The organism is Actinomadura sp. 6K520, assembly GCF_004349245.1.
Taxonomy (GTDB): domain Bacteria; phylum Actinomycetota; class Actinomycetes; order Streptosporangiales; family Streptosporangiaceae; genus Spirillospora.
In genome coordinates this window covers 1-20,349 of sequence record NZ_SMLC01000099.1, presented here as the reverse complement: position 1 = coordinate 20,349, position 20,349 = coordinate 1, and the positions used below count along the sequence as shown (strand labels likewise).

Annotated in this window: 16 protein-coding genes; 6 read left to right on the top strand and 10 right to left on the bottom strand. The window is 72.3% G+C overall.

Annotated features, from left to right (window positions below; translation table 11 throughout):
• Positions 1-57 precede the first annotated feature (57 nt).
• From E1289_RS23835 to E1289_RS23825, 3 genes are all read right to left on the bottom strand, one after another.
• The gene (locus tag E1289_RS23835; RefSeq protein WP_131983817.1) at positions 58-618 is read right to left on the bottom strand and encodes a TetR/AcrR family transcriptional regulator; all 561 of its coding nucleotides are present in this window, start codon (positions 616-618) and stop codon (positions 58-60) included.
• A 67-nt stretch (positions 619-685) separates the two neighbouring features.
• Positions 686-1,588, bottom strand: a complete 903-nt coding sequence (locus tag E1289_RS40340) for an N-acetylmuramoyl-L-alanine amidase (RefSeq protein ID WP_131983815.1) — start codon at positions 1,586-1,588, stop codon at positions 686-688.
• An 89-nt stretch (positions 1,589-1,677) separates the two neighbouring features.
• On the bottom strand, positions 1,678-4,890 hold the full coding sequence (locus E1289_RS23825) for an AfsR/SARP family transcriptional regulator (RefSeq protein ID WP_131983813.1): 3,213 nt from the start codon (positions 4,888-4,890) through the stop codon (positions 1,678-1,680).
• A 113-nt stretch (positions 4,891-5,003) separates the two neighbouring features.
• On the opposite strand from E1289_RS23825, the gene E1289_RS23820 reads away from it, so the two are divergent.
• The gene (locus tag E1289_RS23820; protein ID WP_131983811.1) at positions 5,004-6,311 is read left to right on the top strand and encodes an FAD-binding oxidoreductase; all 1,308 of its coding nucleotides are present in this window, start codon (positions 5,004-5,006) and stop codon (positions 6,309-6,311) included.
• Positions 6,312-6,402: 91 nt separating this feature from the next.
• Here E1289_RS23820 and E1289_RS23815 read toward each other — a convergent pair whose 3' ends face one another.
• The 3 genes from E1289_RS23815 to E1289_RS23805 form a co-directional block, all read right to left on the bottom strand.
• Entirely contained in the window at positions 6,403-7,479 is a 1,077-nt protein-coding gene (locus E1289_RS23815) for a hypothetical protein (RefSeq protein ID WP_131983809.1), read from the bottom strand.
• Positions 7,480-7,646: 167 nt separating this feature from the next.
• Positions 7,647-8,411 (bottom strand): crotonase/enoyl-CoA hydratase family protein, encoded by a 765-nt coding sequence (locus E1289_RS23810; RefSeq protein WP_131983807.1) that lies wholly within the window; start codon positions 8,409-8,411, stop codon positions 7,647-7,649.
• Positions 8,412-8,419: 8 nt separating this feature from the next.
• Entirely contained in the window at positions 8,420-9,193 is a 774-nt protein-coding gene (locus E1289_RS23805; protein ID WP_131983805.1) for an SDR family NAD(P)-dependent oxidoreductase, read from the bottom strand.
• Between the two features lie 208 nt (positions 9,194-9,401).
• On the opposite strand from E1289_RS23805, the gene E1289_RS23800 reads away from it, so the two are divergent.
• The gene (locus E1289_RS23800; protein WP_131983803.1) at positions 9,402-10,250 is read left to right on the top strand and encodes an SDR family oxidoreductase; all 849 of its coding nucleotides are present in this window, start codon (positions 9,402-9,404) and stop codon (positions 10,248-10,250) included.
• Positions 10,247-11,269, top strand: coding sequence for a DNA topoisomerase IB (locus E1289_RS23795; protein WP_131983801.1), 1,023 nt, complete (start codon positions 10,247-10,249; stop codon positions 11,267-11,269). The genes E1289_RS23800 and E1289_RS23795 overlap by 4 nt, the downstream gene beginning before the upstream one ends.
• Positions 11,270-11,347: 78 nt before the next feature.
• On the opposite strand, the gene E1289_RS23790 is transcribed toward E1289_RS23795, so the two are convergent.
• The gene (locus tag E1289_RS23790) at positions 11,348-12,706 is read right to left on the bottom strand and encodes a family 1 glycosylhydrolase (protein WP_131983799.1); all 1,359 of its coding nucleotides are present in this window, start codon (positions 12,704-12,706) and stop codon (positions 11,348-11,350) included.
• Between the two features lie 862 nt (positions 12,707-13,568).
• Between E1289_RS23790 and E1289_RS23785 the strand changes: the two genes are divergently transcribed.
• Positions 13,569-14,006, top strand: coding sequence for a C40 family peptidase (locus E1289_RS23785; protein ID WP_243713100.1), 438 nt, complete (start codon positions 13,569-13,571; stop codon positions 14,004-14,006).
• A gap of 74 nt (positions 14,007-14,080) precedes the next feature.
• On the opposite strand, the gene E1289_RS23780 is transcribed toward E1289_RS23785, so the two are convergent.
• On the bottom strand, positions 14,081-15,154 hold the full coding sequence (locus E1289_RS23780; protein ID WP_131983795.1) for an alkene reductase: 1,074 nt from the start codon (positions 15,152-15,154) through the stop codon (positions 14,081-14,083).
• Positions 15,155-15,254: 100 nt separating this feature from the next.
• Between E1289_RS23780 and E1289_RS23775 the strand changes: the two genes are divergently transcribed.
• Positions 15,255-18,155 carry a LuxR family transcriptional regulator gene (locus E1289_RS23775; RefSeq protein ID WP_131983793.1) on the top strand — a complete coding sequence of 967 codons (2,901 nt, stop codon included), beginning with the start codon at positions 15,255-15,257 and terminating at the stop codon, positions 18,153-18,155.
• 1 nt (position 18,156) lies between these two features.
• Here E1289_RS23775 and E1289_RS23770 read toward each other — a convergent pair whose 3' ends face one another.
• Both E1289_RS23770 and E1289_RS23765 read right to left on the bottom strand, forming a co-directional pair.
• Positions 18,157-18,846 carry a dienelactone hydrolase family protein gene (locus E1289_RS23770; RefSeq protein WP_131983791.1) on the bottom strand — a complete coding sequence of 230 codons (690 nt, stop codon included), beginning with the start codon at positions 18,844-18,846 and terminating at the stop codon, positions 18,157-18,159.
• A gap of 1 nt (position 18,847) precedes the next feature.
• Complete coding sequence (locus tag E1289_RS23765; protein WP_207929114.1) at positions 18,848-19,246, bottom strand: PaaI family thioesterase; 399 nt, start codon at positions 19,244-19,246, stop codon at positions 18,848-18,850.
• Between the two features lie 25 nt (positions 19,247-19,271).
• On the opposite strand from E1289_RS23765, the gene E1289_RS23760 reads away from it, so the two are divergent.
• Positions 19,272-20,349: cytochrome P450 (locus E1289_RS23760; protein WP_131983787.1), on the top strand; the 1,078-nt coding region annotated here is incomplete at its 3' end.

Sequence of the window (20,349 nt, the reverse complement as noted above, 5' to 3'; positions counted from 1 at the left end):
GGAGCTGTCCGGGAGCGGCGTGGACCGGCCGCGAGTGCGGCGGCGCGCCGGCACGGGTCAGGCGGAAGCGCGCCCCAGGGCGCGCAGCGCGGTGCTGATCAGTGATTCGCGCAGGATCGCGTCGTCGAACGGCAGGCGCTCGACCGCCGCGCCGGCGGCGAAGACGCCGCCCAGCGCCACGTGCGCGGCGACGCGGTCCCGGGGCTCGGCCGAGCGGCCTGCGATCGCCGCGACGAGCCGGTCGTCGATGCCGTCGAAGTTCTCGATGCCGAGGTCGGGCAGCGAGGTGGCGTCGGCCAGGTTGTCGAACAGGAGCTTCATCTCGCGCCGGAACCGCAGGGTGAGGTCGACGAACCCGGCGACGGCGGCCTCGGCGACGTCCCGGTCGTCCAGGGGGGCCAGGCGGGCGTCCAGCGCCGCCGCCTCCCTGCCGATCGGCAGCAGCAGCTCGGCGAGGATCGCCTCCTTGGTGCTGAAGTGGTACAGCAGCGACGCCTTCGAGCAGCCGACGTCGGCGGCGATGTCGGCGAGCGACGTGCCGCGGTAGCCGCGCTGGGAGAACAGCCGGAGGGCCGAGGTCAGGAGCCGTTCCCGGAGGGCGGTGGGCGGTCGGGCCATACGACCACGTTAACTGTCCGAATGGTCAGGTCTGACCGTTCGGACAGCCGATCGGGTGTGCGACTCGTCACGTGGGCCAGGCGAACGCCTTGGCCGAGCCCGAGGAGATGCGGGCGGTCTCGGTGCCGTAGTGGATGACCTGGAAGCGGACCCGGTACCCGGTACCGACGGAGTCCGCGGCGAGGTTGTAGTGGACGAAGGTCGAGCCGTTGCTCGCGACGTACTCGGCGATCGGGCCGGGCTCGACGTGGCCCCCGGCTTCCGCGTGCTCGATCGCGCGGGCCTGGAGCTCGGTGCCGGGGGCGAGCCCGTCGATCCGGACGTTGGCGGTGAGGCCGTAGCGGGCGGGGCCGACGATGAAGGACGGACCACCGCGGTTCCAGTGGTGGTTCTCCCGGTCGGAGTACTCCCGTCCCCAGCTGACCGTCACCCACGTGTTCGGGGGGAAATCCTGCGCGGTGTCCATACCAACGGAGATGTACTCCGGCATGTCGTCGTCCTCTTCCTCGATGTCCGCGGGCATCCCGGCCCGCACCCAGGCGTACAGCTCGTCGCCGGGGCAGCTCGTCGCGAAGACGTCGCGGTGCCCGAGCCTGGCCAGGCTGCGGCCCGTCCGGCGGACCGCCTCGTCGTAGAGCCACCGGATGGCGCGCTTCGCCGCGGGGGTGGAGTCGCCGTCGCGGCCGATCATGCACACGCCGATGCCGGACGTGTTGTGGTCCGGGGCGTGCGCGCCGACGACCAGCCAGCCGCGGCCCTCGTAGACGCGGCCGGTGACGTCGACCAGGAAGTTGTAGCCGACGTCCGCCCAGCCGCGGCCGTCCATGTGGAAGTCCTGGATGCTGCGGACGGACTGGTTCACGGGGCCTTCGGAGTAGTGCACGATGAACTCGGTCCGCCGGGACCAGCCGACCGTGCTGCGTGATCGGGGTGCCCGGGCGCCCCATTCCGCCCGGCTGATGATGTCCATGGGCCTCCCCCGGGTTCGATTCGGTGGACGAGCCTACGGGTGTCCCGCGTTCCGCGCCGTCCGGTGGCGCAAGTCGCTCGTTTTGTGCGCTATGTCACTCTGTGTGCTGCGTCACCGCGGCGGGCGTGCGCGCGGGCGGCATCGCGGTCTCCCAGCCGGTGGGCCAGTTCAGCCAGGACGTACTCGGTGGAGCCCCAGCAGGCGGTGCCCATGCCGGCGACGACGAACGTGTCCGCGTACGGGATGAGGCGGCGATAGAGATCACGAGGGTCCGGAGTGCCCAGGCGGGCGGCGACCAAACCCCAAACGGGGATAAGGAAGTCACCAACCCAGTCATCTGGCATTTCGCTCCCCCAGCGGCCGATCAGCTCGCGGGCCAGCCCGGGACGATCCGCCTCGACGGCCGCGAGGACGGCGACCGGCCGCAGCGGGACGAGATCCGGTTCCCCCGCCGCGGCCACCAGCTCGTCCAGCAGCTCCGGGACGCGGCCCTGCGCGCGGCGGCACGTGAACGTGGTGACCAGGCGCCGGAAGCGGCCGCCCCAGAGCGCCGAGCCGAACCGCATGTCGTGGGCGAGGAGTTCCTCCGCCTCGTCCCACCGGCCGTCCAGGGTGCTGCGCGCGGTCTGCGCGACCCGGACCATCGACTCCAGCTCCGGGCGGGGCGTCGTGCCCAGCAGGCTTTCGCAGCGCGCCAGCTCGCGGTCCCACCCGGGCAGGTCCCCGTCGCGCAGCAGGCACGACATCAGGAAGACCCGCGCCATCACCTGACCGCTGACCGGGAGGCCGGGCAGGTTCGCCAGTTCCTCCGCCGCCGCTCGCCGCACGGCATTGCGGCCGGGGCGGAAGGCCGCGAGCAGGTAGTTGTTCAGGGTGCGGGCAAGGAGCGAAATGTCGCCGGTCTTCCTCGCCAGTTCCACGGCATCGGCGGCGTGGCGTTCGCCCTCCGCACTGCGCGGGCCGTAGTGGAGTTCGAGGGCGAGGGCGCCGAGCAGCGCCGCCCTGTCGGCGTCGGGGAGCGGGCCGTCCAGGAGCTCCTCGATGATCGCGACCAGCTCGCCGTCGACGACGCCGTACGGGCGCCAGTTCCACAGTGCCGGGCCGCCGATGGCGGCGACCGCGGGGACCAGCGCCGCCCGGTCGCCGATCCGCCGCGCGATCCGGACCGCCTCCGCCCAGTCGCGACGGGCCTCCTCCGGGCGTCCGACGGTGCGGCGCGCCTGCCCCAGCTCGGTGAGGATGCGGGCCCGTTCGGCGTCCCTGCCGGGCGGGAGGACGGACAGCGCCAGCGTCCAGAGGTCGACGGCCTCGGTATGCGCGAGCTGGCCCATCGCGTGCCCGGCCGCGCGGGAGGCGTGCTTGACCGCCTTGTCCGCGCCGCCCAGCTTGGCCGCGTGCGCGAAGTGGTGCGCGAGCGTCGCCGACTCCGCCTCGGGGAGCACCGGTTCGAGCGCCTCCCCGACCCGCAGGTGCAGCCGGGACCGTTCCAGCCGGCCCAGCACCGCGTAGAGCGCCTCCCGGACGAGGGCGTGCGCGAACCGGTACTCGGCGCCGGCGGGCGGCTCGACGATGAGGCCGGTCGCGACGGCGGGCTCCATCGCGGCCATGACCTGCACGGGCGTGGTGTCCGTGACCGCCTCCAGCAGGTCGATGCCGACGTCGCGTCCGGCGACCGCCGCGGCGCGCAGCAGCGCACGCGTCTCGTCGGGCAGCCGGGCGACGCGGCGTTCGATGACGTCCTGCGCGCCGCTCGGAACGGTCCCCTCGCTGCCGCGCAGCCGGAGGACCTCCCCGAGGTAGAAGGGGTTGCCGCCGGTCCTGGCGAGCAGCGCGCCGGCGAGGCCGGGCTCTTCGCCGACGCCCTTCGCCCGCAGGTAGGACGCCACCTCGTCGGCGGTGAACGGTGCCAGCTCGACGCGTTCGGCCAGCCGGGAGAGCGCGGCCAGGGTGTCGCGGAGGGCGCCGGGGTCGTCGCCGGGTTCGGGACGGCAGGTGGCGAGGACGAGCAGCCGGTGCCGGACGGCCGCGTCCGCCACGAAGGTGAGCAGACGCAGTGACGACACGTCCGCCCAGTGCAGATCCTCCAGCACGATCGCCAGCGGGGTCTCGTCGCTCGTCAGGACGTCCAGGACCTGCTCGTACAGGGTGAACAGGACGTCGCCGGGGTCGTGCCGGGGAGAGCGGGGTTCCGCCGAGAGCAGGCCGGACTCGTCCCCGGCCTCCCGGACGATCTGCCGCCACGGCCAGAAGGCGGGGGCGGTGCCGTCCACGCAGCGTCCCCACGCGGTCCGGAAACCGCGGGCCGCGGCCAGTTCGGCGGCGGCCCGGACGAGCCGGGTCTTGCCGATCCCGGCCTCCCCGGTCACCAGGACCGCACCGCCCCGGCCGCGCCGCACCGCGCCGAGGAGCCCCTCGACCAGCGCCAGCTGCGCCGACCGCGCGACCAGGCCGTCGCCGCGGTCTGCAGCGCCGTGCGGTTCCGCCGGGACGGTCACCGCGCCACGCGACGCCTCCCGCGGCGGAGGGCGGAGGCCGGGCGACTGGCCGAACACCGACCGTTCCAGTTCCCGCAGCTCCGGGCCGGGGCGCAGGCCGAGGTCGTCCGACAGGCGCGCCCTGACGCGGCGCAGCGCCGCCACGGCGTCGGCCTGGCGCCCGGCGCGGTAGAGGGCGAGGACGAGCAGCGACCACGCGCGTTCCCGGTAGGGCCCGGCCTCGACGAGCGCCTCCATGCCCGGTATCAGGGACGCGGCCTCGCCGAGGGCCAGCCTCGCGTCGAACCGGTCCTCCAGTGCGGTCATGCGCACCTCGTGGAGCCGGGTGAGAACGGGCTGGGCGAACTCCTGGTCGGCGAACTCCCCCAGCGGGTCACCGCGCCACAGCCCGAGGGCCTCGTCCAGATGCGCGACGGCCTCCGCGTGCGCCCCGCGGGCGAGGGCGGCGCGGCCCTCGTCCGTCCCGGCCGTGAACCGCCACAGGTCGATCCGCCCGGGCGGGACGGCGAGCAGGTAGCCGGGTTCGCGGGTGAGCAGGACCGCCGGGGGCGTGCGCGGTGCGCGACCGGGTTCCAGGGCCTTGCGGAGGTGCGCGATGTACGCCTGCAGGGTCCGGGTGGCGCGGGCGGGCGGCGCACCGGCCCACAGCTCGTCGATCAGCCGGTCCAGCGACACGGCGCGGCCGGGTTCCAGCGCCAGCATCGCGGTCAGCGCGCGCTGCTTGCGCGTGCCCAGGTCGAGCGCGCGGCCGGACCCGTCCGTGACCTCCAGGGGGCCGAACAGCCGGAACGACGGTTCCGCCGCCATCCACCCTCCCGAATCGCCTGTGTCCCCAGCTTACGGGCACCCCAGCTCGACCCCAGCCCGATCCCAGCCGACGGGGAGGACCGTGGACGCATCGGCAGCGAAGAGGAGAGACCATGAACATCGGGGACGAACTGCGCGGCGTGGTCAGGGGCCGGGTGCTCGCGGCGGACGACGACGGGTTCGAGGTGGCGCGGCGGCCCTGGAACCTGGCGGTGGACCAGCCCGTCCGCGCCGTGGTCGAGGCGGCCGACGCCGACGATGTGGCGGCCCTCGTCCGGCATGCCCGGCTCGCTGGGCTGACCGTCGCGACCCAGCCGAGCGGCCACGGCGCGAGCGGCAACGCCGGCGAGGTGATCCTGCTCCGCACCGCCCGGCTGGACGAGCTGGAGGTCCGCCCGGACGAGCGGATCGCCCGCGCCGGGGCCGGCGTCGCCTGGGGGCGCGTCCTCGCGGCGGCCGGCCCGCACGGGCTGACCGGACTCGCGGGCAGCAGCCCGGTGGTCACGGTCACCGGCTACACGCTGGGCGGCGGGCTGAGCTGGTTCGGCCGCAGGCACGGCTGGGCGTCCGGAAGCGTCCGCGCGTTCGACATCGTGGACGCGGACGGCGCGCGCTCGCGGGTGACGTCCGGATCCGACCCGGACCTGTTCTGGGCGCTGCGCGGCGGTGGCGGCGACTTCGCGATCGTCACCGCCGTCGAATTCGCCCTGCACCCGGCGCCGAGCCTGTACGGCGGCCGGATGCTGTGGCCGGCCGAGCGGGCGGCGGCCGTGCTGGACGCCTACCGCGAGGTCACCGAAGGAGCACCGGACGAGCTGACCGCCTGGTACGAACTCCTGCGGTATCCGGGCGCGGCTCCGCTGGTGGCGGTCGACTGCGCCTTCCTCGGCGACGGCGGCGGCGCCGCGGCGCTCCTCCGCCCCCTCGACAGGATCAGCGGCAGGATCTCGGACTCGCGCGCCGTGCTGCCGGTCGCCGAACTGGGCACGATCACCGCCGAGCCGACCGAGCCCGGACCGGGGCTGTCCCGCGCGGAACTGCTCACGGAACTGACCGACGAGGTCGCCGCCGCGCTGCTGGAACGCCCCGTCGACCCGCTGCTCACCGTCCAGCTCCGGCATCTCGGCGGGGCCCTGGCCCGGCCGTCCGGCACTCCCGCGGGGCACCTGGACGAGCCTTTCGCGCTCTACATGTTCGGCGTCCCCGGCGAGGACGGCGGGACGTCCGTCCGGGCCCGCGAGCGGGAGCTGGCGGACGCACTCGTCCCGTACACGACCGGCCGCAAGCCGTTCACGCTCCTCGCCCCGGGCGAGCGCGCGGCGAACGCGTTCGCACCCGGTGTGCTCGCCCGGCTGCGCGAGCTGAAGCGCGCCCGCGACCCGCGGGGAGTCTTCCGCAGCAACTTCCCCGTCCTCGGCTGAGGGGCCGCAGGCTGAGGGGCTACAGCACGACGCCCGCCTCCCGGGGGGATGGAGGGGCGGGCGTGTGCGGGTGCTGGTGCTGGTCGGCCGGTCAGCTGAAGTACTCGATGAAGGGGCTCTTCTTGTCGGGCTCGGAGGCGGTGCCGGCGCTCACGACGGCCGTGGTGCCGGGCCGGTGGTCGGCGTCGGCCGCCTGGACGGTGCCGGAGCGGGCCGGGCCGTTGAGCGTCGTCCACGACGTGCCGTTGTAGTGCATGTACTGCGACTTGGTCCCGGTGGTGATGGGGAGCATGACGACGCCGCCGTTGCCGTCGGACGACAGCCCGATGCCCGCGGCGTTCAGCGGGGTGTTGATCGTCTTCCAGGACGTGCCGTCGTAGCGCAGGATCGCATTGGTGATCTGGGCGTTCTGCCGGACGCGCAGCACGTACACGTTCGTCGGCGAGTTCACGACGATCCGGTGCAGCGTGCCCTGGTAGGCGGGGACGCCCATGTTGCCCGGGACGTCGATCCGCTTCCAGGACGTCCCGTTGAAGTGCATGACCAGCCCGGTCACGGAGGTGCCGGCGGACGACGTGGTGCCGGCCAGCCACACGTCGTTCTTGCCGCGGACGTCCACGGCGGTGATCGAGGAGGACGGGGGCAGCGGGACCTGGGGATCGACCCAGCCGCTGCCGGTCCAGCGGAGGATGGCGCTGGGGCCGCCGGCGGCGGCGTCGATGCCGGCGATGGAGTAGGCGGTGCCGTCGGGAGCGGCGGAGACGGCGGTCGGGAAGCCCACCATCGGGTAGGCCACCTGGTTCCACTTGGTGCCGTTCCAGTGGAGGCTCGTGGTGCCGAAGAGGCTGTAGCCGATGATCCACGCCTTGTCCGCCCCGGCGACGGCGACGTCGGTCGGCGTGAAGGCGGCCGGGCTCGTGTCCGCGACCCAGGACGAGCCGTTCCAGCGCGCGATCTTGGCCTGCGGGCCGAAGAAGTTGCCGGCGGCGCCGACGGCCCAGCCGGCGTTCTTGGCGCCGAAGTCGACCCGGTCGAGGGAGCCGTTGTACTTCAGCGCCGCGCCGGGAATGTCCTTCCAGGCGGCGGCGTGCGCAGGGGCGGCCACGGCGACCGTCCCGGCGGCGCACGCCAGGGCGGTGGCGACCACCAGCACCGCGTTCCTCTTCATATGTCCACTCCCAAGATCACTGCACGTGGGGCAAAAGAGTACGGCAATACTTACTGTGAAGTAAGTGGAACCGTCCATCCGGCCGGAACAGGACGCATCCGACACTTGCGTCACATACGTCAGGACGCCCGGAACCATCTAGTTCCGGGCGTCCAGGGCGTGCCGGGCTACTCGCCCTTCCAGTTCGGCTTGCGCTTCTCGGCGAACGCCGCCGGGCCCTCCTGGGCGTCCTTGGACGTGAACACGGGCAGCGTGATGTCCTGCTGCTTCTGCCACGCCTCCGCCGACGTCCAGTCCGCGGACTCGACGATGACCCGCTTGGTCGCCGCGAGCGCCAGCGGGGCGTTCTCGGCGACCTTCAGCGCCAGCTCCTTGGCCCCCGCGAGCGCGCCGCCCGGCTCGGTGAGCCGGTTGACGAACCCGAGCTCGGCCATCCGCTCCGCCGGGTACTTGTCACCGGTGAGGGCGATCTCCATGGCGATGTGGTACGGGATGCGCTGCGGCAGCCGCAGCAGCCCGCCGCCCGCCGCGACCAGGCCGCGCTTCGGCTCGGGCAGCCCGAACTGGGCGTTTCGCGCCGCGACGATCATGTCGCAGGACAGCGCCACCTCGCAGCCGCCGGCGAGCGCGTAGCCCTCGATGGCCGCGATCATCGGCTTGGCCGGGGGACGCTGGGTGAGCCCGGCGAACCCGCGGCCCTCGACGACGGGGTTGTCGCCGGTCAGGAAGCCCTTGAGGTCCATGCCGGCGCAGAACGTCCCGCCGGCGCCGGTGAGGATGCCGATGGACAGGTCCTTGCGGGACTCCAGTTCCTCGGCGGCCGCCGCGATCGCCCGCGCCACCTCACCGTTGACCGCGTTGCGGGCCTCGGGGCGGTTGATGGTGATGACGAGGACGGCGCCGTCTTCTTCCGTCAGAACAGCGTCGGACATTCAGTGCCTCACTTCGGCTGGAAGCGGATACCGCCGTCGAAGCGGATGGTCTCGCCGTTCATGTAGTCGTTCTCGATCAGGGACTTGACGAGGTGCGCGAACTCCGACGCCTTGCCCATCCGCTTCGGGAACGGGACCGGCGCGGCGAGCTTGGCCTTGAACGCGTCCGCGGCCTCGCCCTCGCCGTAGATCGGGGTGTCGATGATCCCCGGGCAGATGGTGTTGACCCGGACGCCGATGGCGGCGAGGTCGCGGGCGGCCGGAAGCGTCATGCCGATGATGCCGCCCTTGGACGCGGAGTAGGCGAGCTGCCCGGTCTGCCCCTCGATGCCGGCGATGGACGCGGTGTTGATCACCACGCCGCGGGCGCCGTCCGCGTCGGCGGGCTCGGTCTTGGAGATGGCGGCGGCGCCGATCCGCATCAGGTTGAAGGTGCCGATGAGGTTGATCCGGATGACGGTCTCGTAGGAGCCGAGGTCGTGCGGGGTGCCGTCGCGGTTCACGGTCCGCGACGCCCAGCCGATGCCGGCGCTGTTGACGATCACGCGCAGCGGGTTGCCGGTGTCGACGGCGGCCTGGACGGCGGCCTGCACCTGCGCCTCGTCCGACACGTCCGTCTTGACGAAGACGCCGCCGACCTCGTCGGCGAGGGCCTTGCCCTTGTCCTCGTTGAGGTCGGCGATGACCACCTTGGCGCCTTCGGCGGCCAGCGTGCGGACGGTGGCCTCACCGAGGCCGCTCGCGCCACCGGATACGACGGCGGAAACTCCGTTCAGGTCCATAAGCAGCACCTTACGTCAGGGACCGAATGTGGTTCGGGATGATGTTACCCAGAAGTCACCACGCGCTCCGCTCACACCCCTGCGGATTGCGGAGGCACGACTCATCCACCGGTCACAATAGGGGGGCGTTTGCCCCCTCCCGCTCCGGGCACTCGCGTTCCATGAGCCAAGCGAACCGGGACGTGACGCCCCCACGGGAGGCGAGGTCATGAGCGAGCGACCGGCACAGAGTCAGCCGTACCCCGGGCGGACCGGGGACATGACACCCGAACCCCGCGACGAGATGCGCGGCTACACCGGGAGCGGGCTGCTGGAGGGGCGCCGCGCCCTGATCACCGGTGGCGACTCCGGCATCGGGCGCGCCACCGCGGTCGCGTTCGCCAAGGAGGGCGCCGACGTCGCCATCACGTACCTGGAGGAGGACGAGGACGCCCGGCACACCGCCGGCCTGGTCGAGGCCGCCGGGCGGCGCTGCTTCACCTTCGGCGGCGACCTGGGCGAGGAACGGCACAGCCGCGAGGTCGTCGAGCACGCCGTGCGCGACCTCGGCGGGCTCGACGTGCTCGTCCTGCACCACGGCACGCAGACGCCGGTCAAGGACCTCCGCGAGATCGACGACGCGCAGTTGCGCCGGACGTTCGACGTGAACGTCTTCTCGCTGTTCTGGACCGTCCAGCAGGCCCTCGACCACCTGGGCGCGGGATCGTCCATCATCATCACCGGCTCCATCAACGGCCTGCGCGGCAACAAGACGCTCATCGACTACTCCGCCAGCAAGGCCGCCGCGATGACCCTCGCGGAGTGCCTCGCCCAGAACCTCATGGAGCGCGAGATCCGCGTCAACTGCGTCGCCCCCGGTCCGGTCTGGACGCCGCTCATCCCGGCCACGTTCGACGCTGAACGCGTAGAGGGCTTCGGGCAGCAGGCGCCGATGGGGCGCGCGGCCGACCCCGACGAGATCGCCCCGTCCTACGTGTTCTTCGCCTCCAACCGCCAGTCGTCCTACTACACCGGCCAGACGCTCGTGCCCGCCGGCGGGGAGATCCACCCGGGATGACGGAACTGCGTCGCAGCGACCCCGGCGAGCCCGGCTTCGGGCGGCGGAAGTGCGGCAAGGGCTTCATGTACCTCGGGCTGGACGGCCGCCCCCTGGACGACCCCGCCGAGAAGGAACGCATCCGGTCACTGGTCATCCCGCCCGCTTGGACGGACGTATGGATCTCCCCAGACCCGGACGGCCACATCCAGGCGATCGGCACCGACGCGGCTGGACGGCGCCAGTACCTCTACCACGAGGCATGGCGGGAACAGCGGGACCAAGAGAAACACGAACACGTCCTAGATCTGGCCGACCGGCTGCCCAAGGTCCGTGACACGCTCGCCGAGTATCTCGCCGGACGGGGCTACGGCCGCGAGCGGGTCCTCGCCGCCGCCGTCCGCCTCATCGACCTCGGGTTCTTCCGCATCGGCGGGGAGGCGTACGCCGCCGAGAACGGCACGTTCGGGATGGCCACCGTCCTGCGGGAGCATGTCGCCTGCGGTCGCGGCGAGGTCACCTTCGAGTATCCCGCCAAGAACTCGAAGGACCTGTACCGGTCGGTCGCGGAAGAGGACGTCTGCAAGGTCGTCAGCGGGCTCAAACGCCGCCGCGACGGCTCCCCCGAACTCCTCGCGCACCGCGTCCCCGGCGGCTGGCACGACGTCACGACCACCGACATCAACGCCTTCATCCGGGAGGTCACCGGCGGCGACTTCACCGCCAAGGACTTCCGCACCTGGCACGCCACCGTCCTCGCGGCGGTCGGCCTCGCCGTGTCGGTCCGCGCGGGCGGCAGCGACACCGCCCGCAGACGCGCCGTCGTCCGCGTGGTCAAGGAGGTCGCCGCCTACCTCGGCAACACCCCGGCCGTGGCGCGGGCCTCCTACATCGACCCCCGCATCATCGGCCTGTACGAGGACGGCCGGACGATCGCGCCCGCCCTCGGCAAGCTGGGCGTGGACGCCGCGGAAGGCGAACTCGCCACGCAGGGCCCGGTCGAACAGGCCGTCCTGGACCTGCTCCGCGCCGCGGACTGACCTGCCCGCGACGGCGTCCCCGCTGGGCGCGGCGGGCTTTGTGCGGGCGCGGTGTGGGGCGCGGTGTGGGGCGCGGTGTCAGCGTGGGACGGCGTATTCGGCGGGCGGGGTCGGGGTCGTGCCGAAGCAGGTGGCGATGGGGTCCTCGATGGAGCACCAGCCGGGCTTGCGTACCGGGACGTAGCCGGTGGGGACGCCCCGGTTCGCGATGATCGAGCGGTAGGTGGGGACGGCGTCGGTGGGGCGGCGGGTCAGGGACGGGTCGGTCCGCACGTCCACCGTGTAGAGGCCGAAGCGTGCGCGGTAACTGCCCCACTCGTAGTTGTCCGTGAGGCTCCAGTGGTTGTAGCCGATCATCTTCACGCCTTCGGCCATCGCGCGCTGGATCCAGTACATGTGGTCACGGAGGTGGTCCGTGCGCGTGTAGCCGTCAGGCCGCGGCTTGCCGTCGTCGGTCGGCATGCCGTGCTCGACGATGTAGACCGGCAGGTGGGGCAGCCTTCGCTGGTAGTTCTTGAGGACGTAGTACAGCCCCTCTGGCTCTGGGTCGATTTTGTAGAACTCCCCGGTGAGGGAGTGGACGGCGGTGAGGTTCTCCAGGTTCGCGCCGTAGTAGTAGTCGATCCCGATGAAGTCGAGCTTGTCGGTGACGTCGTTGAACAGGGCCGCGTCGAAGATGCCGTTGAGGGCCGAGCCGTACGCGACGTTGCTCGACACCATCGCGCCCGGATCGACCCTGTGAATCATGTCGTAGGCGGCGCGGTGCGTCTTGATGAGGGCGTCGCGCATCGTCAGCATCTGCCCGAGGTTCATCGGACGGAATCTCAGTTCCCGGTAGATGTAGGAGCTGGCCTCGTTGAACGTGATCCAGATGACGTCCTGGTCCTTGTAGCGGTTGACGACGAACTCGGCGTTGCGCAGCCAGTCCCGCTGCGTGCGCGGGTTGTCCCAGGCGCCCTGGTCGGCCACCCAGCCGGGGTGCACCCAGTGGTCGAGCGTGAGCATCGGCCGCATCCCCTTGGCCCTGATCTGGCGGATGAGGTCGTCGTAGTAGGCGATCGCGGCCGGGTCGCGGTACCCCCGGCGAGGCTCGATCCGCGACCACTCGATGGACGTGCGGAAGACGTCCACACCGAGGCCCTTGGCCAGGTCCAGGTCACCGGGGTAGCGGTTCCGGAAGTCGACGGAATCGCCGTATGGGTGCTCCACCGCGTTCGCGTCCTCCGCGTACCTCGTCCAGTTGCTGTCCGGGAAGGACCCCTCGCTCTGGAACCCGGACATGGAGACACCCCAGAGGAAGCCGGGCGGGAACTTGGCCGTCGTGGCGTCGCGTTCCGCGGCGGCTGCCGGGGACGCGGCGGTCAGCACGAGCGCGACCGAGAGTGCGAGCGTCGAGACGACGTGGACGGGACGTACTCTGCCGAGCCTGCCGAACACGGGGCTCCCTCCGGAGACCGGACATGAATGTCCTTCGGACTACAGGCGGCGCGGGGGTCCCCGTCAACCCCCGAACGTTGGCCGAATCCGGCAATTCCCCGCCGCCAAACCGGCCCGCCGGACGCCCGGCCGACGCCCCGGCCGGCACCCGGCCGTCCGCCCGCGCATCGCATGGGACCGACCAGGTGACCTTTGCGGCTTTTATTTGTTTTTTGTGATTTATGCCATACCGCTGGCGCTGGTTATCCACAGATGCGGGTTCTTCTTCCGTCGCGTTGACGGCGGCGTGAGCATGGCTGCGTGACTCGGTTCACAGATCACGAATCGGACTCGGAATCGGCGCAGGCCAAGGCGGGGCAGCCGTCCCCGCCGCAATGCCGGGCGCCCAGGAAATGGTGCGGGGGATTTGCCTTGTTCGCCGGTATCTGCCTAGGTTCTCGCTTGGTTCATGCGGCACGGTATGCCGCCCGGATAACAGAACACGCACTCCGACGAGCGGCCGCGGCGCGCCCGGCCACCTGTACGCGGCCGGCGCCGACCCCCGAGGTCGTCCCCCTGGACACCGCTCCGAAAGCCGCCGTCGGACGCCGAATCCGCGCCGCCGAGAGGCGTGGAACCGGAAGCGGCCGTGTTTCCCCGGCGTCCCTGATCACGCCGTTGTGGAGCCGCGCGGCCGCGGCATCCCGAATCCCCGAGCGACACCCGGTGGACGACGGCTGCCCGGTAGGCATCAACCGCGAACTCTGGAGTCATTCTGCATACCCCTCGAATCCCCTCGAAGACCGGAATCACCACGGCCGGCCTGGCCGTCAGCACCGCGCTGGGAGCGTCCCTGCTCACCGCCGGTCCCGCGGAGGCGACGGTGGTCCCCCAAGAGGCCACGCTCGTCAAGGCCCCGGCCGCCAAGGCCGCCGCGTCCCGCTCCGCCAAGCAGAAGAAGCGTGCGGCCTACGCCGTGAAGTACGCCTCCAAGCAGATCGGCGACCCCTACCGCTACGGCGGAACGGGCCCGGGCTCATGGGACTGCTCCGGCCTGGCCGGAGGCGCCTGGCGCAAGGCCGGGGTGAAGCTTCCCCGCACCAGCCAGCAGATCTACCGTGCGGTCAAGAAGAAGGTCTCCTGGAAGGGTGCCGTCAAGGGCGACCTGCTGTTCTTCTACGGCGGCCGGACCCACGTGGGCGTCTACGCCGGCCACGGCTACATGATCCACGCACCCAACTCGCGGTCCAAGGTCAAGAAGATCAAGCTGAACTCCTACTACAAGCGCAACTTCAACGGCGGCGTGCGCCCGGGTCTCTGACCTGGGCGGACATCCCGGCCAGGGGCCCCGCGCCACCCCCACGCGGGGCCCCGGCCCGTCCCCGGCCCGGTGGTTCAGCCGAGGGTGGGGTAGTCGGTGTAGCCGCGGTGGTCGCCGCCGTAGAACGTCGCGCGGTCGGCCTGGTTGTACGGGCCGCCGGCCTTGATGCGGGCGGGCAGGTCCGGGTTGGCCAGCCACAGCTCGCCGAACGCGACCGCGTCCGCCACTCCGTCCCGCAGCGCCTCGGCGCCCTCCTCCGGCGTCGCGGGGAACGAGTCCGGCGTCGGATGCGGGTTCAGGATCAGCGTCCCGGGCCACGCGGCGCGGATGCGGCGGGTCATCTCGCGATTCAGCTCCTCCATGACGTGCAGGTAGGCGAGGCCCAGTGGGGCGAGTGCCGCGACCAGGGCGGAGTACAGCTCCGGTGTGTCGCTCTCGCTGACGCCGCTCGACGTGCCGCCGGGCGACACGCGGAGGCCGACGCGCTCCGGACCTATCGCGTCCGACGCCGCCCGGACGGCCTCGACGGCGAACCTGATGCGGTTCTCGACGGTCCCGCCGTAGGCGTCCGTCCGGACGTTGCTCCCGTCGGCGAGGAACTGCTGGATCAGGTAGCCATTCGCGCCGTGCAGTTCCACCCCGTCGAACCCGGCCTCGATCGCGTTGCGCGCGGCGGCGGCGAACTCCCCGACCGCCCGCGCGATGTCGTCCGGCGTCATCTCCTGCGGGACGGGGTGGTCGAGCATCCCGTCCGGGGTGTAGAGCTGGTCGCCGGACGCGATCGGCGACGGGCCCAGCGGCAGGCCGCCGTCCGGGTACAGGACGGGGTGGCCGACACGCCCGGAGTGCATCAGCTGGGCGAAGATCCGCCCGCCCTCGGCGTGCACGGCGTCGGTCACCGTGCGCCACGCCGCCACCTGCTCGCCGGAGTGCAGGCCCGGCGTCTGGACGTACCCCTGGCCGCGGACGCTCGGCTGCGTGCCCTCGGTGACGATCAGCCCGGCCCCGGCGCGCTGCCGGTAGTACTCGGCGGTCAGCTCCGTCACGGTGCCCTTCCCGGTGGCCCGGCTCCGGGTCATCGGCGCCATCACGAGTCGGTTGGACAGCTCCAGCTTGCCCGCCGACAGCGGCTCGAACAGTTCCTGCATGACGCCCTCCTGGTGCGTTCTGACTGGTCAAGAACGTACGAGCCGCCGACTACGGGGCGAATCCGTATGACTTCGGTAGTTCTCCCCGTACCTTGGATGCGTGCTCTACGGGCGGAACGACGAACAGGCGCGCATCTCCTCTCTGCTCGCGGCGGCACGCGACCGCGGACGCAGCGGCGCGCTCCTGCTGCGCGGGGAGGCCGGGATCGGCAAGTCGGCGCTGCTGGCCGAGGCGGCGGCGCTCCTCCCGGCGGACGGCCCGCCGCACGTCCTGCGGGTGACCGGCGTCGAGGCGGAGTCCGGCATCGCCTACGCGGGCCTCAACCAGCTGCTGTGGCCCGTCCGGGGCCGGCTGGACGCACTCCCGGCACCGCAGGCCGCCGCGCTGCGCTCCGCACTCGGCGGCGCCGGCACTGCGTCCGCCGATCCCGGGTCCGCCGATCCCGGGTCCGCCGGACCCGGGCGGGACCGCTTCACCACCGGCCTCGCCGTCCTGACGCTGCTCGCCGACCTGCCCGGCGGGAACGGCCCGGCGCTGGTCCTGGTCGACGACGCGCAGTGGCTCGACACCGCGACCGCCGACGCGCTGCTGTTCGCGGCGCGGCGGCTGGCCGTCGAAGGGGTGGTGATGCTGTTCGCCGCCCGGGACGACGCGTTCACCGGCACGGGCCTGCCCGAGCTGCGCCTCGACAGGCTGGGGCGCGGCGACGCGGAGCGGCTCCTCGCGGCGCGCGAGCTGCCGCCCACCGTCCGCGGCCGGGTGATCCGGGAGGCGGCCGGCAACCCGCTCGCCCTCCAGGAACTCGGCGCCGCCGGGACGGGCACCGCGCACGGCTCCGACCCGCTGCCCGTCGCCGACCGCGTCCTCGCCTCGTTCCGCGCGCAGATCGGGCACCTACCGGAGCGCACCCGGCTGATGCTGCTGATCGCGGCGGCGGAGGGCCGCGGGCACATGCCCACGATGCTGAACGCGGCACAGAGCATGGGTGTCGGCCTCGACGACCTGGAGGAGGCCGAACGCGTCCGGCTGGTCAACGTCACCGGGCGCAGCATCGCGTTCCGCCACCCGCTGATCAGGGCGGCGTCCTACCACGGCGCCGTCACCGCGCGGCGCGTCGCCGTCCACCGGGCCCTCGCGGACACCGCCACCGACCCGGACTGCCGTGCCCGGCACCGCGCGTCCGCGGCCATGGCGCCGGACGAGGACGTCGCCGCCGATGTCGAGGGCGCGGCGGAACGGGCCCGCGCCCACAAGGGCTACGCGACCGCGGCGGCGCTCTACCGCCAGGCCGCCGACCTGACGCCCGCCCCGGCCGCACGCGCGGCCCGCCTCGGCACCGCCGCCTCCATGGTCCTGCAGGCCGGGCGGCTCGACGAGGCCGAAGACCTCGCCGTCCAGGCGGAGAAGCTCACCACCGCCCCCGCCGGGCTGGCGCGGCTCGCCCGCGTCCACGCCACCGTGGAGTACGAGCGCGGCGACCCGCGCGCCGCGTCCCGCATGATGGTCGACCACGCCACCGAGGCGGCACCCGGCGAGCGCGCCGCGATGCTGCGCACCGGCGCGATGTACGGGTGGACGTCCGGCGAGCTGCCCGCCGTGCTGCGCGCCGCCGAGCTGCTGCCCGAGGACCGCACGATCCGCGGCCTCGCCCTGCTCGCCGACGGCGACCACGCACACGGCGTCCCACTCCTCAACGAACTCGTCACCGAAACCCGCACCACCCCCACCAGGCACACCGGGACCCGCGTCGCCTCCGCCGACCGCGCCGAAGACCGCAGCGACACCGCCATGGGCGCTGACAACGGCGACGCCTCCACCACGCGCACCGGCACCACCGGACACACAGCGGCCGGCGACGCCTCCGTCGGGCGCGCCGGAGACCGCGGGGGCGCCACGGGGCACGCCGGGGGCGGTGATGCGTCCGCTCGGGGGGACGGCGGGCGCGGTCTCGGCGCGGGGGATCGCGTGCGGGCAGCCCAGCTGGCACTGATCATCGGGGCCGACGAGGCGGCGCTGGAGCTGGCGGCCGCCGAGGTGGCGCATTCCCGGCGGCACGGGTTGATCGGCACGTTGCCGAACGTTCTGCAGACGCTGGCCCAGGCGCTGGTCGCGGTCGGCCGGCACGCCGACGCGGAGGCCGCCGTCGCCGAGGCGATCGCGCTGGCCCGCGACACCGGCCGCCCCCACCGCGAGGGACGGCTCGGCGCCGTACTGACCCGATCGGCGGCGATCGAGGGCGACGAGACACGACTCCGGGAGCTGATCACCAAGGCACCCACGCCGAACGACGGTCTCACCGAAAGCGCGCTCGCACTGCTCGACCTCGGCCTCGGCCGCCACGACGACGCGCTACGCCGCCTCGAAGAGCTGGCCCGCGGCCACCAGAGGCACAGCACAGCCAGCATTACCTCCGACCCTGACCGGGTCGAGGCGGCAGTGCGTTCCGGTCAGCCCGAACTCGCCCGCGCGGCCTTCGGACGTTTCCGCACGTGGGCCGAGGCAGGAGGACAGTCCTGGGCGCTCGCCGTGTCCCTGCGTTGCGAGGCCCTATTGACGGACGACGAGGAACCGTACGCACGCGCCGTCCAGCTACACGAGCGGTCAACGCGACCGTTCGAACGGGCCCGTACAGAACTCCTCTACGGCGAATGGCTACGGCGGGCACGCCGCCGCTCCGACGCCCGCGCACCGCTCCGTTCGGCAGCGGAGCTCTTCGAACGCCTCCGCGCCGCCCCCTGGCTGGACCGCACACGCGCCGAACTACGAGCCACCGGTGAATCCGGACCGTCCGTCCCCACGGCCCCCGACTTCCTGGACCGTCTCACCCCGCAGGAACTCCAGGTCGTCCGCCTCGCGGCGTCCGGGACGAGCAGCCGCGAGATAGCCGCACAGCTCTTCCTGAGCCCACGGACGGTCGAATACCACCTCTACAAGGCGTATCCGAAGCTCGGCATCTCGTCCCGTAAGGAACTGGCCCGCCTCGCCCTGGAACCGGCCTGAACTACGACAGGGTGCGCCCCAGGAAGTCCACGGTGAGCCGCCACGCACGCTCCGCGGGTTCCGGCTGGTAGAACATCGGCGCCTTCCGGTTGTGGAACGCGTGCCCGCCGTCCTCCTGGACGTGGATCTCCATGCCGTCCCGTCCGTCCACCGCCCGCTCGACCTTGGCGACGTCCTCCCTCGGGATGTAGGGGTCATCGCCCCCGAAATGGAACTGCACCGGCCCTCGAATCGCGTCGATCTTGTCCAGTGCACCCGGCACACCCGAACCATAGAACGACACCAGCGCATCGACCTCGGTCCTGGCGGCCAGCAGATACGCCAGCGTCCCGCCGAAGCAGAAGCCCAGCACACCGGTCTTCCCGACGCCCGGCAGCCCCTTCAGGACCGCCAGCGCCGCCGCCGCGTCGTCGACCCCCTTGTCCCAGTCGAACCGGGACACCATCGACACCCCCCGGGGAAGCGCCTCCTCGTCGTGCCGCACCGCCCACTCCGGCTCGATCCGCCAGAACATGTCGGGCGCCGCCACGACGTACCCGAGCGCCACGAGATCCTCGGCGACCGCCTCCATGTACTCCCCGACACCGAATATCTCCTGGACGAGCAGGACACCCGGGCCCCCGCCCTCCGGCGCCCACACGTGCAGGCTGAACTCACCGTCCGGGACAACGACCTTCTCAGTACGCCTCATATCACCCGATGATCGCGTAAACGGCACTCGCCCGCGCGACGGTCGCCGAATCCACCGTCATGTCGATCTCCGCGAACGCCAGCGTCCGCCCCAGCTTCGTCACCTCGACCCCGACCAGCACGTCCTTCCCCACCACGGGCCGCTGGAACGACGTACTCAACTGCACCGTCGTCATGGGAACGAAACCCCCCTTCGCCCCCGAAACGGCAATGACCACTGCCGTGTCGGCGGCGGCCATCAGCGCCTGCCCGGAAAGGGCCCCGCCCTCCCGGGCCAGCCGTTCCGACCACGGCAACCGCAGCACCGCCGTCCCGTCCCCCACCTCCTCGACGACAAGCCCGAGGTCGAGCACCCAGGGCGCGAAATTGTCACGCAGAATCTCCTCAGCCTTCACCGTCACACCCGACATGATGCACGCTGAGGGCATGCACGAGGAGATCTTCCTGCCGTCCACCTACACGACCGGGGTCCCGTACGAGACCTTCGGGAAGCTGCGCGCCGAATCCCCGGTCGCCTGGATCCCCGAACCCGCCGTCGGCCCCTGGCCGGCCGGCCCCGGCTACTGGGCGGTCTTCCGGCACGCCGACGTCAAGCACGTCCTGCGCTCCCCGGACCTGTTCTCCTCGAACCTCGGCGCCACCCAGATCCGCGACCCCGACACGCCCGAGGATCTCGCCTTCGTCCGCGCGATGATGCTCAACCAGGACCCGCCCGACCACTCCCGCCTCCGCCGCATCGTCGCCGCCGCCTTCACCCCCCGCGCCGTCCGCGCCCTCGAAGACACGATCAACACCCGGGCCCGCACCCTCATCACCTCGGCCCTGCACGAGGACACCGACTTCGTCGAACTGGCGGCCGACCTCCCCGTCTGGACGCTGGCCCACATCATGGGCGTCCCCGACTCCGACCGCCGCCTCCTCTACGACTGGTCGTCCCGCGTCATCGGCTACCAGGACGACGAGTACGCCGGCCTCTCCACGGCCGACGCCGGCTCAATGAGCCCCATGGCCCGCGAAGCCATGAAGTACCGCCCCACCACCACCCGCCCGGACGGCCGCCCCGTCAACCCGCGCTCGTACACCGCTCTGGCCGACATGTTCGCCTACGCCCACGCCCTGGCCGCCGAGAAGCGCGAGAACCCGTCCGGCGACATCATGTCCCGCATGCTCGAAGGCGGCCTCACCACCCAAGAGTTCGAGAACATGTTCTTCCTCTTCGCCGTCGCCGGGAACGAGACCCTCCGCAACGGCATCCCCGGCGGCCTGCACACCCTCCTCGACCACCCCGCCGAACTGGCCCGCCTCCGCGCCGACCCGTCCCTCCTCCCGTCCGCCATCGAGGAAATGCTCCGCTACTGGCCCCCGGTCATGGACTTCCGCCGCACCGCCACCACCCCCGTGCACCTCTCCGGCCAGGACATCAACGCCGGCGACAAGGTCGTCGTCTACCACGCCTCCGCCAACCGCGACGAAACCGTCTTCCCCTCCCCCGACCGCTTCGACA